The organism is Methylophaga muralis (assembly GCF_001720165.1).
Classification (GTDB): domain Bacteria; phylum Pseudomonadota; class Gammaproteobacteria; order Nitrosococcales; family Methylophagaceae; genus Methylophaga; species Methylophaga muralis.
Window position 1 is genome coordinate 67,137 of record NZ_MCRI01000004.1, and the last position, 15,097, is coordinate 82,233.

The 15,097-nt window shown below is 44.2% G+C and carries 11 protein-coding genes; 1 reads left to right on the top strand and 10 read right to left on the bottom strand.

What is annotated here, in order from left to right; translation table 11 throughout:
- Positions 1 to 137: 137 nt before the first annotated feature.
- The 8 genes from A9E74_RS03520 to A9E74_RS03555 all read right to left on the bottom strand — a co-directional run bounded on the left by A9E74_RS03520 (position 138) and on the right by A9E74_RS03555 (position 11,620).
- A complete protein-coding gene (locus A9E74_RS03520; RefSeq protein ID WP_141696759.1) occupies positions 138 to 1,928 on the bottom strand; it encodes a sensor domain-containing diguanylate cyclase in 1,791 nt (596 codons plus the stop codon).
- Between the two features lie 169 nt (positions 1,929 to 2,097).
- Positions 2,098 to 3,600, bottom strand: a complete 1,503-nt coding sequence (locus tag A9E74_RS03525) for a B12-binding domain-containing radical SAM protein (RefSeq protein ID WP_069295269.1) — start codon at positions 3,598 to 3,600, stop codon at positions 2,098 to 2,100.
- Positions 3,601 to 3,753: 153 nt separating this feature from the next.
- Positions 3,754 to 4,290, bottom strand: coding sequence for a glutathione peroxidase (locus A9E74_RS03530; RefSeq protein WP_069295270.1), 537 nt, complete (start codon positions 4,288 to 4,290; stop codon positions 3,754 to 3,756).
- Positions 4,291 to 4,412: 122 nt separating this feature from the next.
- Positions 4,413 to 6,065 (bottom strand): ABC transporter ATP-binding protein, encoded by a 1,653-nt coding sequence (locus A9E74_RS03535; protein WP_069295271.1) that lies wholly within the window; start codon positions 6,063 to 6,065, stop codon positions 4,413 to 4,415.
- The gene (locus tag A9E74_RS03540; RefSeq protein WP_069295272.1) at positions 6,062 to 7,258 is read right to left on the bottom strand and encodes an ABC transporter permease; all 1,197 of its coding nucleotides are present in this window, start codon (positions 7,256 to 7,258) and stop codon (positions 6,062 to 6,064) included. Before A9E74_RS03540 ends, A9E74_RS03535 begins: the two co-directional genes overlap by 4 nt.
- Positions 7,251 to 8,633, bottom strand: coding sequence for an ABC transporter permease (locus A9E74_RS03545; RefSeq protein WP_069295273.1), 1,383 nt, complete (start codon positions 8,631 to 8,633; stop codon positions 7,251 to 7,253). The genes A9E74_RS03540 and A9E74_RS03545 overlap by 8 nt, the downstream gene beginning before the upstream one ends.
- 6 nt (positions 8,634 to 8,639) lie before the next feature.
- Positions 8,640 to 10,520: a peptide-binding protein gene (locus A9E74_RS03550; RefSeq protein WP_218104282.1), complete on the bottom strand. Its 1,881-nt coding sequence runs from the start codon at positions 10,518 to 10,520 to the stop codon at positions 8,640 to 8,642.
- 173 nt (positions 10,521 to 10,693) lie between these two features.
- Positions 10,694 to 11,620 carry a patatin-like phospholipase family protein gene (locus A9E74_RS03555; RefSeq protein ID WP_069295274.1) on the bottom strand — a complete coding sequence of 309 codons (927 nt, stop codon included), beginning with the start codon at positions 11,618 to 11,620 and terminating at the stop codon, positions 10,694 to 10,696.
- A 112-nt stretch (positions 11,621 to 11,732) separates the two neighbouring features.
- Here A9E74_RS03555 and A9E74_RS03560 point away from each other — a divergent pair, with 112 nt between their 5' ends.
- The gene (locus A9E74_RS03560) at positions 11,733 to 11,945 is read left to right on the top strand and encodes a hypothetical protein (protein WP_136553116.1); all 213 of its coding nucleotides are present in this window, start codon (positions 11,733 to 11,735) and stop codon (positions 11,943 to 11,945) included.
- A 2-nt stretch (positions 11,946 to 11,947) separates the two neighbouring features.
- Here the strand turns inward: A9E74_RS03560 and A9E74_RS03565 are convergent, their stop codons facing one another.
- Positions 11,948 to 13,324: a ribonuclease J gene (locus A9E74_RS03565; RefSeq protein WP_069295275.1), complete on the bottom strand. Its 1,377-nt coding sequence runs from the start codon at positions 13,322 to 13,324 to the stop codon at positions 11,948 to 11,950.
- 33 nt (positions 13,325 to 13,357) lie between these two features.
- Positions 13,358 to 15,061 carry a cation:proton antiporter domain-containing protein gene (locus tag A9E74_RS03570; RefSeq protein ID WP_069295276.1) on the bottom strand — a complete coding sequence of 568 codons (1,704 nt, stop codon included), beginning with the start codon at positions 15,059 to 15,061 and terminating at the stop codon, positions 13,358 to 13,360.
- Positions 15,062 to 15,097 lie beyond the last annotated feature (36 nt).

The following is a 15,097-nucleotide window of genomic DNA, read 5'->3' on the forward strand; positions in this document are numbered from 1 at the left end:
TTAAATGTAGTTAGTTTTTGTCCTGTCGTAATACCGGATTAATAACTTTCCGCTTTCGTTAATAACATGTTCTGTTATGTAGGAACTGCGAGCTTATTGATAGCTAGTTCGCAAGCAGAAGTTAAGATTGGCTCAAGTTAACGATCAGTCAATTTGACTTCATACATGCGTTTATCAGCTGTGTTTATTAACTCATCTGCTGATGTTGCATCTTGAGGGCATGAAGCCATTCCGATACTGGCTGTGACACAAAGTCTGTTACCCAGATAAACAAGCGGTTTTTGAATTGCATCAGCGATGGTTTCTATAACACGCTGTGCTTGGGCTGGTGAGGTTTCTGGTAACAAAACTGCAAATTCGTCGCCACCCAATCTTGCTAATGTATCTGTCTGCCGCAGGATACTAAGTAGATGATTCGCCGTATGCTTGAGGATCTCATCTCCCGCATGGTGGCCGTAGTTGTCATTAATCGCTTTAAATCCATTTAAGTCGATGAACAGAATGGTAAATTCGCGTTTGTTTCGACGATAATCCTGAATGAGTTTATTGATAAACTCAAAAAACATCAGACGATTTGCTAGTCCGGTTAAACCATCGTGATAAGCCTGCCATTCCAGTTTGCTTTCGGCCTCACGTCTGCTGGTGATATCAATAATAAACGCTAATACATGTTTATCATCCAATGCAGTTAAGCGTTCCAGAAAGTAATATTCTTTGCCTTCTACCATCAATGGATATTCAAGTGTTGCCGGTTCACCAGTAAGCACCGTACTGGCCATCAAAGCTAATTTTTTCTCAACCAATTCAGGCTCTAATACTTCGCTGATATTCAATCCATTTAACTTATCTGCCGACATGAGCAAAGGAAAACTTTCTTCAACTTCGTAATCAATAATAGTACCGTCTATTCGCATTGTGAGCAGCAGATCAGGCATGGCATCAATAATGGCTTTATTGCGTTGATTGAGAACAGCCAACAGCTGTCTGGATTCAATCTGTTTGAGTAGTTGATAACCTAAAATCATTAATAACAGCGAGAAAGCCAGCAAGATGATGATATTTCGTTTGACCATCTGGTTTTGATAACGCTGAATCAACTGGTTAGATGGGGTAAGGTTTTCCGCAACTATGGAATACATTCCCCATTTGTCGAGAAACTGAAAATCACACTGCGCATTGTCATCCAATTTAATACGATAGATGCCAAGATCAGTCGATGTCTGATATTTATTGTCCTTGCATAGACTGTAAACATCACCTTTTTGCAGACCATCAGCAAGATTGGAAGACCAGATAAGTTTGCCAAACTGATCGGTTAGTACAGCTGAAATATTTTTATTATTGGTAATTTTTCCAAGCTGAGCAGTCAGAGCTTCACTTGTTAATGTGGTAACTGCCACCCCCAAGAATTCGCCTTCTGGGTTTCGAATGGGATAACTCATCGCAATATATAAAGCACTTTCCTGAATAACGGATTGTCTGGGTGAGGAAATAAAAAAATTTATTTGATTACTTTTTAAATGCTCTGCAAAGTAATCCCGTAAGGAAATTGGCGGTTGATAGCCTACTCTAGTAGAAAACGTAACCTCACCCTTACTATCAGCAATAGTGATATGCCATATGGACGGGTTTAAATTTTTTAACCTCATAGCAAATGCTGATACTTGCTTTGGGGATTCAACCGATAACGACCCGAGCTGTTTAAGATTTGCCGCTAAAAAAGAAAATTCTTTATCAATCAGCTCTGCTTGCAAAGCCGATGACATGCTGACACGCTGAGATATCTGGGAATGAATCGAGCTTTGATAGCCAGAAACTTGTTGATGGTAGAAAAAGCGTAAACTTAACGCACCGATAAACCATAAGCACACCATCACAAACACAATAAAGGTGCGATTAAAAAACCATTTTTCAACGTGTTTGCTCATATGTTCAGAGTAGCGCGATGTTAATAAAACCGCACTAAAAAACACTTTAAAATTCGGATGGTTGCGCACATTTTTGATAAAACACCTGTTAAGCAATATTGAGTATTATCGGACGAATACTGAAATACTTAATTGGCTGAATAAACTAGATTAATCGAATGTGATGAATTCAATTATTTTTTAGACAGGCAATGCTTTTACATAACACCTTCAAATTCTCTTGCAGTAAGGTATTTAAGTTTTTGTTTATACCATGCACCGCCTTCATTAATCGAAATGCTGCCCAATAATACGATCTGGTTGAAAGCTTAGTATTGCTATGAGAAATGGTTGCCGAATTGACATCAAACTGTTTGATACTAAACTCAGGGTATTTATCACTATTATTGGCCAACTGTTGGGATATCGGCGTTTTTGGCATTAATGTAAAGCGGTTTAGCATGATGCGTTCAATATACGGAGTATGCTTGGCAATAAACTCTGTAGTTAAGTCTACATCAGCTACCTCCTCGCCCGGGTAACCAATTATGGCTGTCATCCGAACACTTATTCCCGCTTCATGAGCATCTTGTAAAAACCGGGATAATCTATCTAGCTTTATACCTTTTGCCATTTGCTTAAGCATTCGAGCACTGCCCGATTCCAGACCACAGGTAATTCTGACTAGACCGGCTTTAGCGGCTTTTTGTAAATCAGCTTTTGATAAACCGTTGTCCATCCGTGAATCGACATGAATCGAAGCCGTCCACAGTGCATTGGGAAATTCTTTGGGGATGCGCTCGATCAATTCACGCCACAAAAATAAATCTGAATTAAGTTTCAAATCGAGAAATACAAATAATTTCGTAGCAAATTGAGCACTTTGGAAACGCATTTCATCTATAACATTTTCAATGGATCGGCTACGAAAAGTTCTGCCGGAGGCGCTGCTAACATCCGAACAAAAAGTACAAATATCCCATTCACAACCACGTCCGGTCATCAAGGGTATAACTTTATTGGGATAGGCGTGCCATGGAAAATCTGAAAAATCAGGGAAAGGGAGTTGATCCAATGCCACTAACGGCGGTGCTACGTCGACCATCTGCTGTGTCGGTTTGTATAAACCACGATACGCAGAAATATCTTTACCAGCCAGCACATCGTTAATTAACGAAATTAAATGCGGTTCTGGTTCTCCAGCATAAACCGCTGAAACACCTGGGATGTTATGCCATAACGCCGCAACTTCTGGATGCACAAAAGCACTGCCACCGATAATGACCGGAATCCCTCGCTGCTGACAGATTTCACCGATTGCATAGCTTATGTCGTAATACATGGTGTAAGCAGAAATGAGCACCACGTCCGGCGTGTTGTTTAATAACTCGTCTAGATATTCCAATATGACTTTTTTATCTTCTGAGCCACCGGGATGAAATATTTGCTGAATAATTTTGCGAATACGTTTGAGCGTCTTGTTTGGAGTAACTGCAGTCCAGTGTTTCAGGAAATTGAGATAAAGCTCCCTTCGCCTGGCTTGGGTCAGTCGTGGATAGCCTGCTACACCCTTAGCAAATGGTGAGAGAATATCTACATCAATCTGATTTGTTCGCAGCACGCTTGTCAGGTAACCCACTGATAACGTGGGGTAGCGTGAGAAATTGTTTAAGTCGATGACCAGCGCACGCATATCGCTTCCTTGTAGTGATGAGTGGCACAGCTTTACTACATCCTACAACGAAAATTTAATTTTGCTATATAAAAATCAGGCTAATTAACAGTGCCAACTTCACACTTTTAATTAGCCTTGTTTGAATCGCTTTAGATCAGTAGTAGTTGACTGTTACAACAAAGATTCAATCGCATCAGTGAGCTTTTTGTCACTCGGTTCAACTTTGCTTGGAAAAGCGGCGACAACTTTGCCGTCTTTGTTGATCAGATATTTACTGAAATTCCATCCGGGCTGTTCACTCTGGCGATTAATTTCCTGAAACACCGGGTTCGCTTTCTGACCAGTCACAAAACTCGGCGCGATCATAGTGAATGTGACACCAAAATTTTCCCGGCAAACCCGCTCGGCTTCTGCTTCGTCTTTGGCTTCTTGATTAAAGTCATTGCTGGCAAAACCAACTACCATCAAACCACTTTCTTGATATTTCTGATGTAAAGCCTCCAAACCTTCAAACTGTTTGGTATAGCCACAATGACTCGCTGTATTAACCACAAGTAATGCTTTGCCATTGGCAACTCTACAAAGGTTCACAGTTTCATTGGAATGCAGTTTAGGAAGTTCGTAGTTAAGAAACTCAGGGCAGGATTCTTCTGCTTGAGCTGAAAAAGATAGCATTAAACTTGAAATCAGTAAGAATAAAATACGCATCGTAAAATCCTTTCAATAACGATAAATCAGTTAATAAGCGGCAATTAAGTTGTTATTAAGGCAGACCAATTTGGCTGACAAAAGTTGATGCGTGAATCAATTAATCAGGTTGAAACGGCAAATCAGATAGCAGAAGCCAAATATTTATCATCCAGCCGCGGTACGGCATCCAGTAAATTCCGGGTATGTGCATTCTGTGGTGATTTCATCACTTGCTGGGTAATGCCTGACTCGACTAATTGCGCTTTGTGCATCACTACCATGCGATCCGCCAGATAATCCACCACACCCATGTTGTGCGTGATAAACAACATGCCAATGCCCTCTTCATCTACCAGCTGTCTTAATAACTTTAAGATACCGGCTTGTACTGAGACATCCAGCGCTGAGGTGATTTCATCACACAGAATAAATCGCGGTTCCAATACCAATGCTCTGGCAATCGCCAGACGTTGACGTTGGCCGCCGGAGAATTCATGGGGATAACGCCATAAGCTATCGGTTGGCATTTCAACCCGATCCAAAAACCGAGCTGCAATTTGAATCCGTTCAGCATCAGTTTGCCCTATACCATGTACCCGCATCGGCTCAATTAGTGTGGTGTGAATGGGTAAGCGAGGATTCAAGCTAGAACCCGGATCCTGAAACACTACCTGCATCCGACGTCGAAGTGGGCGCATGGCCTTGGCTGATATCTGAGTAATATCCTGTCCTTCAAGAATAATGCTACCTGCAGTGACATCCTGAAGTCTTAATAAGGCTCGTCCTAATGTGGTTTTGCCACAACCCGACTCGCCCACCAAGGCGACAATTTCGCCGGCATTAACTTGTAATGAAACGTTATCTACCGCTCGAAATTGATCAACGACACGACGCATCAATCCACGACGCACCGGAAAATATACTGACACATCTTTCACTTCCAGCAACACCTTATCGGATTTTGCTGGTCGAGCCGGTCTGGGTAGACGTTCGGGTAATGCGGCAATCAAACTTTGTGTATATTCATGTTGTGGATTACGCAGCACTTCAGCAGTAGTGCCACTCTCAACTAAGATGCCCTTACGCATGACACCAACCACATCGGCAATCTGAGCCACTACGCCAAAATCATGGGTAATAAATAACATGCCCATTCCACGCTTGGTTTGCAGTTCACGCATCAACTTAAGTATTTCTGCCTGTACTGTTACATCAAGTGCGGTGGTCGGTTCATCAGCAATTAACAATGCTGGTTCGCAAATCAACGCCATCGCAATCATCACCCGCTGACGTTGACCGCCGGATAAACGATGAGGAAATTCACGAATTCGGCTGGCTGGCTCAGGAATACGTACTTCTTCAAGCGCAGCTAAAACTCTTTGTTTACGGGCTTCTTCGCTGAGTTCTGGCTGATGAATCTGTAACACTTCATCCAATTGTTCACCAATGGTTTGAACTGGATTGAGTGAAGTCATCGGCTCCTGAAAAATCATTGCAATACGACTGCCACGTACTTTTCGCAGCGTTTCAGTATCAGCATTAAGCAGCTCGACATCCGCCAGTTCGCCTTGCGGATCGGATAATCGAATCTTACCCGCCGGATGGCGGAAATGATCTTGAGGTAACAGCCCCATAATAGATAAAGCTGTTACGGATTTGCCACTGCCGGATTCGCCTACCAGACAATAGGTTTGTCCTGACTCTACCGCCAAGCTGATGTTATTCACTGCACGCAGCCAGCTTTCACCTTCACCCAACTCTGTCACTAGGTTTTCAACTTCCAGTAACTTCATGATTGCATACCTCGACTGGTATGCGGATCAACGGCATCACGTAACGATTCGCCTAACAGGTTATAAGCAAATACTGTCATAAAAATTGCCCCGCCGGGAAACACCGCCAGCCACCAGTTAAAGGTAGACGATTGCACTGCCTGATTAAGTAACTGGCCCCAAGAAGGATCGTCCACTAATCCCAGACCAAGAAAACTTAATGTTGCTTCAGCTAAAATCGCTGATGCGACACCAAAACTGGTCGCCACTAATAAGGGTGCAAGGCCGTTGGGTAACATATGACGGAACAAAATTGATCGTAAAGGCAAACCACTGGCAACGGCCGCTTGCACAAAATCCTGTTGCCTGAGTTTGAGAAATTCTGCTCGCACATATCGGGCATAGCCGGACCAGGCTGTTATGCCAATAATCACCATCATCATGTAAATGGAACGTCCAAAAAACGCCACAAATGATAACAGCAGGAATAAGGTTGGTATCGCTTCAAAGATTTCCACCAAGCGCATACCGATAATATCGACAATGCCCGAAAAATAGCCCATCAGGCCACCGATAATAGTGCCAATGACTAAGGCGATTCCAGTTGCAATAAAGCCGATACCCAACGCAATTCGTGATGCATGAATCATCCGCGAAGCGACATCAGCCCCATTTTCATCGGTACCCATCAAATGGATCCGGTTCTGTGCGGATAACGGTGATTCAATTCCAGTATCGGCATAATCACGCAGATAATCTTTTGCCGAATAGGGGATCGGGGCGCGAATGATTTTTTCTACTTTGCCTTCCGCTTCCAGCTCACGATAATGCTCATAAACAACCAGAATAGGGGGTGAAACTGTTGCATAAGCAATAACGGAAACCACCGCGATACTTACCAGCCACAATAAAATCTTTTTCCACGCCACCAGCGAAAACGCCGAAATAACCAAGGTGATAAAAAACCCGCTCAACCAGATCCAGTCCAATGCTTGCATATGTTTAAGTAATGGGCTGCTGGCTTGTCCATCAATCACCAGATAAATCGGATGACTGCTTGCCAGAAACGGTGAAAAAGTAGCAATCACCACCAGTAAGCCAATCCATGCCAGACCAATCTTGGCACTGGTTCGTTTTAGTAATGACGAAACAACCTGTTGTGCCCAGGATTTGGATGGTTGCTTGACTGGAATTTCAACGACTTGTTCAGTCATAACTGACCCTCGGATCGACAATCGCATAAGCAATATCAGCCAGTAAATAGCCAACTAATGTCAGCAGGCCGGAAATTAATGTCACAGATAAAACCAGCTCCCGATCACGGGTTTGTACTGCTTCAACAGCAAGCTTTCCCATACCATCAATACTGAAAATGCTTTCCACAATCACCGAACCCGCCAATAAACTCGGTAGTAAGGTTGCTGAAACAGTTATTAATGGTAAAAGCGAATTACGAAACACATGGCGCCATAAAACGGTTTCTTCATCAACACCTTTAGCACGGGCAGTACGAGCATAATCTGCTGCCAGATTTTCCAGCAGTGAAGATCGCGTTAACTTGGCTAAAAATGCCAATCCACCATAGGAAAGCGCGATAACCGGCAACACAAGATGCCACATCCGATCTAGTAAATAACCACTCTGTATAACTTGAGCTCCCAGCAAGTTTGATAACGCTAAACCAAAGCCAACTGCGAATCCGCCTGTAATGACAATTCGCAGTGCAATATTGCCCAGACCCGCGAAGAGTCTCACTAACATAGCCATTGAAGGAATCAGCAATAGATGCAGCAAACCGAACAGATCACCGTTCAGATTAAAGGCCATCGCATAGCCCAATACAGCGCCGATAATAAGCCCGGCAAACTGTCGTATCTTCAATGAAAACGTCACCACAGCGCTGATAAGTGCGACAGTGAGCAAAGCGACACAGATAAAGGTAATAAACACATCGCTCATGCTTGCCATCAGCGGCAGAAATGTCTGATCCGCAGTTTCTCTTCGCATCAAACCGCCCGTAGGAAACCAGCGCCAATATTGTTCTGAAGCAAAAAAACCAATAAACAAAACGCCCGCCAACATACTTGGCACGGACCATAGGCCGAGCAGAAAAATATTTGAAGTAACGTCAAAACGACCGCCACGTTGCCGAGCGGCTTGCACACCAATGCCAATAGCCAGTGCATAAATCAGCGGTATTGAAATTAGATTGAGTAATAGCGTGATTGGCAAGCGTTCCGCGATCATATCGGTGACCGGTCGACCATAACGGAAACTGGTCCCTAAATCGGTGCCTTTCCACAGCGAAAACTCGCCAAATGTGCCATCTGGCAGCCGTTTAAAACCAATCGGTGAAATATTATTCAACCAGCGAACATATTGCACCGGAGCCGGTTTATCCAACCCATATAGTTTGTTGTAATAATCTTCCAGCGCCTGACGGCTTTGTGGTTCCAGCTCCATGCCATCGACCAGCGATTGAGCACTGATTCCACCAGGAGCTGCTGCCATTACTGTGAATACCACAATGGTGATCCCGAGCAGCGTCGGGATCATCAACAAGATGCGTCGTAATAGATAACTCAGCATGACTTTCTAACGTCTATTCTGTAGTTCGGCCGGCACATATATCTCCACCGGTACACTCATCAGATTCAGGCCTAGACTGGTTTTTTCCAGATTATGAATTCGGCGATCAATAAACGCCATGGTATTGCGGCGGAACAGGAAGGTATAGGGTTGATCATCTACCAGAATTTTCTCTGCCTGATGCCACAACTCCATTCGTTTGTCTTCATCTACCTCTGATCTGGCAGCATCGATGATTGCATCAAGTTCAGAGTTACGATAATTGATAAAGTTATCACCACCTTCCACGGTTTGGCTGGAATGGAACATCTGATATATATCGATCTCAATGCCCGAGGTCCAGGCCAAGGTGATCGCATCAAAGTTTTTCTGCTGGATGTTTTCCACCATCACCGACCATTCAGTAGGATTCGGTTTCATGATAATGCCGGAACGGGCATATAAATCTCTCAGGAACAGCACCATACGTCGCGTGTCATCGCTGTCCTGAAAATATGTCAGAGAAAATTCAAACCTATCACCATCAGGTGTCTCTAAAATGCCATCGTTATTACTGTCTTGAAATCCCGCTTCCAGCAATAACTCACGGGCTTTGTCGATGTTATAGGCAATTGCTTCATTGGCTTCATCATGCTGGGCAGACCCGGGCATAAAGGGGCTGGCAGCAGGTTGTCCGTAGCCGAGGAAAATTTCTTCCAATACCCTATCCACATTAGTCAACATGGACATGGCCATTCGTACCCGTTTATCGGCAAAAATAGTTTTCTCGCCACCACGTTCCTGATTCCAGGCAATAAAGCTATAGCCAGCCGTTGGACTCATATACTCAAAATTCTGGCTACGTTCGGTAATACCTTTATCATCAAGCAGATTCTGATACTCACGCGGACGGGCGCTGTAAACATCAATATCGCCATTACGGAAGGTAGTCAGTCGAGCACTATCATTTTCAATAATGCGCCAGACAATCCGATCAAAAGACGCACTAACCGGTCCCCAATAGCGAGGATTACGCACTAATTCCACTACACCCGTATCAGGTGTCCAACCCTCCGGGTTACTCAAACGAAACGGTCCAGACCCCATCAACAAACCACGACTTTCGTTAAATGTTTTTGGATCATCAAGAAACCGACCATAGAAATGTTCAGGCAAAATATCTAGGCTGCCAGCCAGTTGCAGACTGTTGAAATAGGGTTCGTTGAAAACAAACTCAACATGGTAATCATCCAGCGCCGTTACACGTTCCATTCTGGATAAATAGGCACGGCTGCGTGGTGCGGCAATGGCTTCATTCATGATGAAGTTAAAGGTGAATTCCACGTCTTTAGCGGTTAAAGGTTCACCATCAGAAAAGGTAATATCACGGCGTAAGGTGAAAGTAATCGTCAGACCATCCGATGAGGTGGTCCAGTCTTCTGCAAGCAGACCGTTCCATTCCAGCGTGTCAGGATCACGTGACAGTAAAGATTCGAGCACATATTGCTGAACCTCACTTGAATAGGCATCAGCAGAAACCAGCGGAGTTAACGTTCTGATGTTGCTGGCAAATGCCATCATCAACCAGTCACCCTGAGCATAATCTTCTTTATCTGCAGCTAAACGTGCTCGTTCAAACGCGTCAGTGCCTTTCACATTGTTGAGACTACTTGGTTGGTTATTTGCGTTACTGCTAAAGTCAGTTGTACGAATGGTTTGCTCAAGATTACGCAATAACCCTCGAGTTGCACGAATATCTTTTGCCTGTTCCTCCATGACGCGTGTCATTTCATTCATTTTGGTCCATTGTCTGTCTATCTGGATCATCAATAAAAGAAACATCACCACAAACAAACTTAATCCTAGCCAGAACCAGAGCTTACTGATACCCACGTTTCCATTTTTCATGCGTTATTTGCCTATATCTCTGTAGATGTGCGTTATTTTTGTTTATTGTTTTGCTCAGACTGACAGCTTATGTAATTGCTGTCAGTAGATTTCTACTCAAATTTAGCTTCACGACATGACAGTTGCAAATGTAAGTTGGTTCTTTATCGCCGCTAAAATTCTATGTAAATGAATCAGCCTTTCATGTTGCGAAGCACATAGTGAATTTCTGCCAGGTTTCTCTCTACGCTTTGTGTGCCCGCCTCTATTGCTTCAGCTGCACGGAAAAACTCCAATAAACCTATCTGTGATAAACGTGGCTGCAATACGACATCTGGCGGATCTCCGGCCATGCGGCTGCGGGTAATTCTATCCTGAGTTATATTGACCGATGCAGCGATTGCCGCAAACATATCGGGCACATCTTCTTTAACTGTTTTATCTTCAGCAAAAAAATTCCCAGCGTAGTTAGTAATAAATTCACTGATGCGATTGCCAAGCAAGCTGGAGCTTTGATCGTTTTTAGCTATGGGAGGATTCTGATGTAAGTGTTTGCCTAAAATATCGCCATTTAAATTGACCGCAATCACAATATCCGCACCTAATGCACGACAGACTGAAACTGGTACCGGATTGACCAGCCCGCCATCAATTAACCAGCGATTATGATGTTTTATCGCCGGAAACAGCCCTGGCAGAGAGATAGATGACCAGACAGCTTCCAGCAATTTTCCTTCAGTATTCCAAACCTCCTGACCTGAATGAAGATCTGTCGCCACACTGGCATAGCGCTGAGCTAACGATTCAATTAATAATGTTTCTTCTGCAACATACAGATTTAAAAACTCATGCAATTTATCTTTGTTGACCACACCATTGAATGGAAAACCAATTTTAAAAAAACGTGCCGTTTCAAGTTTGGTCAGTTTAAGTAATCGCTGCTGCAATTCCGGTAATTTATGACTGACATAAGCTGCGCCAACTAAGGCACCGATCGATGTCCCTACCACCACATCGGGCTTAATTCCAGCGTTTACCAGTGAATTTATCACGCCTATATGTGCCCAGCCACGCGCAGCACCACTACCCAAAGCCAAACCAATTTTTAGGGAATCTTTCATTTATTTTCTATATCCGTAAAGTTAATATCAACGTTAACTTAATGAAAGAATTAAAGTTATAAACAAATTAGCCGATATGTTTTGTGAGCTCGTGTAAAGCTAGGTCGACACAATGGATATATCACGAATTTATCATAACAATTTTTTGATCACATACAGCACTCAACCAGTCAATCCTGGACAACCGACTGCGGATAAAACCCAGCCGTCTATTCAGGAAGAACGGCGGCAACGTCGTGAACGTCGTAAACGTAAACAAAAAACGTTGATTGAAAGACGGGTTTCTTCAGAACGTCGTGGCCCCGCATTTGATGCGAAAGCCTGACTTCACAATTTTTTCAGCAGCTTTCGATCAAACAGTCCCCACCTTCCGGTTTTAACTGCTCCACGGCGAATACCGTTTACCGGGGCAATATAAAACAAATCACCATTCTGCCCCAATAACTGCTGTCTGACACCACTCGCCTTAGCAATTTTGGCATTCGCTTTCATATGCATCAATTCACCATGAACCGGGATAGCGCATTGTGGTTGTACCCATTGATACATGGTTTTCAGCTCTTCACTGGCGGGATGTCCCGAGGCGTGTATCGGTAAAGCACTGTTATCAATATCAATCACATCGACTTGCATGGCTTTAAGCCGTTCTATCAATGTGCTTATTGCTAATTCATTACCGGGAATCACTTTAGAACTGAAAATAACGGTATCACCAGGTGACAATTGCAAATCGCGGAAACTGTTCTGGCTCAGGCGATTTAATGCCGTACGAGGCTCGCCCTGGCTGCCAGTCGCAACTAATAGAACAGTGTGTGCAGGTAGGTAACCCAAATGTGCTGAATCTACAGATGTTTTCACACTGGTCCACAAACCTACATTTTTGGCAGCCGATACTGTATTGATTAACGAGCGGCCGAGTAAACCTAAGTGTCGGCCGGTTTCTTCAGCAATTCTTGCCAAAGTATGCAAACGAGCGATGTTACTGCCAAAACAGGCGACCACTACTCTACCTTTGGCATGTTCAACATGGAATTTCAGGCCTTTGTATAGATTGGCTTCTGATTCTGACCAGCCCTGAACATTGGCATTGGTGGAATCACAAACCATCGCATCAACCTGATATTCAGCCAGCTTTTGAAACGCGCTGGCATCGTAGGTCTTACCAACCACTGGGGCTTTATCAAGCTTCCAGTCTGCGGTATGAAATACCTTAGCAACCGGCGTGCTGATTAATAATGCATAAGGTTCTGGAATAGAATGTGTCAGCCGTAGCCATTCAACATGAAATACGCCGATCTGTCGTTTGGCATCCGCTTCGACGATGATTACCGGTACTTTGTCAGCAATACCCTGCTCGACTAATTTACGGCGTAGCATTTCGGCGGTAAATGCGGTGGTATACACCGGACAGCGGAAATATTCCCAAAGATAGGGCACGGCGCCAATATGATCTTCGTGAGCGTGAGTAATTATAAGACCATCTAACTGTTGACGACGGTCAATCAGAAATTGCGGATCGGCCATCTGAATCGGTGGGTTTTGGCTATTAATCGGTTCACCAAACTCATCGACTTCCGCTTGAAAAGTAACTCCACAATCAACAATTAACCAGCGCCCGTTATGTCCATATACATTCAGGTTCATACCGATTTCACCGCAGCCTCCCAGCGGTAGGAACCAAAAATCATCTTTTCCAGGTGTCATCCAGACCTCTTAATTCAGGCTCCAGTATAGGAGTCAGTGTTCATTATTTTTCGGAGCAAAACGTGTTGTAATGTGACTGGTAATACTTTTCGCCAGTTCATCTTCACTGAAAAAAACTTTACCAATACCATCTTTAGTCAGCAATTGTGCTTCGGCAGCGTTGTAGGTTCGCAATACAATTTCGATACCCGGATTTAATTTGCGTGCAGTATCTGCCATTTGTCTTACATCAACTGGATCAGGTGTCGCGATAACCAGCATGGCAGCATTGGCAATATGTGCCTGAATTAATACTGCAGGTTCGGCTGCATTACCGGCAACCGCGGCTATACCTTGTTTACGTAATGCTTTGACCTGTTCGCGGTTTTGTTCTGCAACAACAAATGGAATATCCCGAGCCTTCAGTGCTTCTGCTACCCGACTGCCAACCCGACCAAATCCGACCAGTACCACTTGTCCTTTAAGAAATTTACTCTCCGTAGACATCGGCAATTCCGCAAATGGCTCCTGTCGACGTTCGAGCCTGCGGGCCAGAAATGAACGCATCAATATCCATTTACGCAGTGGATTCACCACCGAGAATAACAATGGATTCAATGCTATCGAAATAATAGCCCCGGCCAAAACCAGGTTCATTCCCTCTTGAGGTAATAACCCAAGAGTCAGTCCTAAACCGGCAAGAATAAAAGAGAACTCACCAATTTGTGCCAGACTGGCTGCCACCGTTAATGCTGTATTTAGCGGATAACGAAACGCCAAGGTTATCGCCATTGCTGCCATGGATTTACCGATGATGATAATGCCGACTACCGCCAAAACATGCAGTGGTTCATCAATCAGAATCGTCGGGTCAAACAACATACCGACAGCCACGAAAAACAACACCGAGAATGCATCACGTAATGGTAATGACTCCTGCGCTGCCCGATGACTGAATTCCGACTCACGCATCATCATGCCAGCAAAAAAAGCGCCTAAGGCAAACGACACGCTGAATAGTAAAGCCGCACCGTAAGCGATGCTGATGGCGGCGGTGATAGTTGCCAAAGTAAATAATTCACGAGAGCCGGTTCCTGCTACCTGCCAAAGGATCCATGGAAAAAGTCGACGACCGACAATTAACATCACCGCGACAAATGCTGTGACCTGCAAGAGTATTTGACTGATCGTTTGCCAAAGTGGTGCATCTGAAACGCCTGTTTCGCTGGAGCCTAAAATCCCTGCCAATGCCGGAAGTAATACCAACATTAAAACTGTGGCTAAGTCTTCGACAATCAGCCAACCAACCGCAATACGCCCGTTTATTGTTTCCAGTAAGCCTTGGGATTCCAGAGCTTTTAATAACACCACCGTACTGGCACAGGATAATGACAGCCCCAGTACCAATCCCTCACCAAAGGTCCATCCCCAACTCATGGCAAGCATGGTGCCAAGTAAAGTGGCAATAGACATTTGCGCAATGGCACCCGGAAGTGCAATACGCTTAACGGCCATCAAGTCCTTGAGCGAGAAATGCAAACCCACGCCGAACATCAACAACATCACACCAATTTCTGATAATTGAATGGCGATATCGACATCAGCATGAAAACCGGGGGTGCTGGGACCGATAATAATACCGGCCAGCAAATACCCCACCAAAGCCGGGATATTAATTTTTTCAGCAATAAAGCCCAACACCAGTGCCAGAGCAAAGCCGGCAGCAATTGTGCTGATAAGGGGGACGTGGTGCTCCATAAGTCTCAGCCTTTTTCCATAAATACACTGGTTAAA

What these genes read in the sequence shown, in the direction of transcription:
- A9E74_RS03560 (WP_136553116.1), top strand. Translation starts at nt 11,733, where the DNA reads ATGGATATATCACGAATTTATCATAACAATTTTTTGATCACATACAGC.
- A9E74_RS03520 (WP_141696759.1), bottom strand. Translation starts at nt 1,928, where the DNA reads ATGAGCAAACACGTTGAAAAATGGTTTTTTAATCGCACCTTTATTGTG.
- A9E74_RS03570 (WP_069295276.1), bottom strand. Translation starts at nt 15,061, where the DNA reads ATGGAGCACCACGTCCCCCTTATCAGCACAATTGCTGCCGGCTTTGCT.
- A9E74_RS03530 (WP_069295270.1), bottom strand. Translation starts at nt 4,290, where the DNA reads ATGCGTATTTTATTCTTACTGATTTCAAGTTTAATGCTATCTTTTTCA.
- A9E74_RS03525 (WP_069295269.1), bottom strand. Translation starts at nt 3,600, where the DNA reads ATGCGTGCGCTGGTCATCGACTTAAACAATTTCTCACGCTACCCCACG.
- A9E74_RS03545 (WP_069295273.1), bottom strand. Translation starts at nt 8,633, where the DNA reads ATGCTGAGTTATCTATTACGACGCATCTTGTTGATGATCCCGACGCTG.
- A9E74_RS03540 (WP_069295272.1), bottom strand. Translation starts at nt 7,258, where the DNA reads ATGACTGAACAAGTCGTTGAAATTCCAGTCAAGCAACCATCCAAATCC.
- A9E74_RS03535 (WP_069295271.1), bottom strand. Translation starts at nt 6,065, where the DNA reads ATGAAGTTACTGGAAGTTGAAAACCTAGTGACAGAGTTGGGTGAAGGT.
- A9E74_RS03555 (WP_069295274.1), bottom strand. Translation starts at nt 11,620, where the DNA reads ATGAAAGATTCCCTAAAAATTGGTTTGGCTTTGGGTAGTGGTGCTGCG.
- A9E74_RS03565 (WP_069295275.1), bottom strand. Translation starts at nt 13,324, where the DNA reads ATGACACCTGGAAAAGATGATTTTTGGTTCCTACCGCTGGGAGGCTGC.
- A9E74_RS03550 (WP_218104282.1), bottom strand. Translation starts at nt 10,520, where the DNA reads ATGAAAAATGGAAACGTGGGTATCAGTAAGCTCTGGTTCTGGCTAGGA.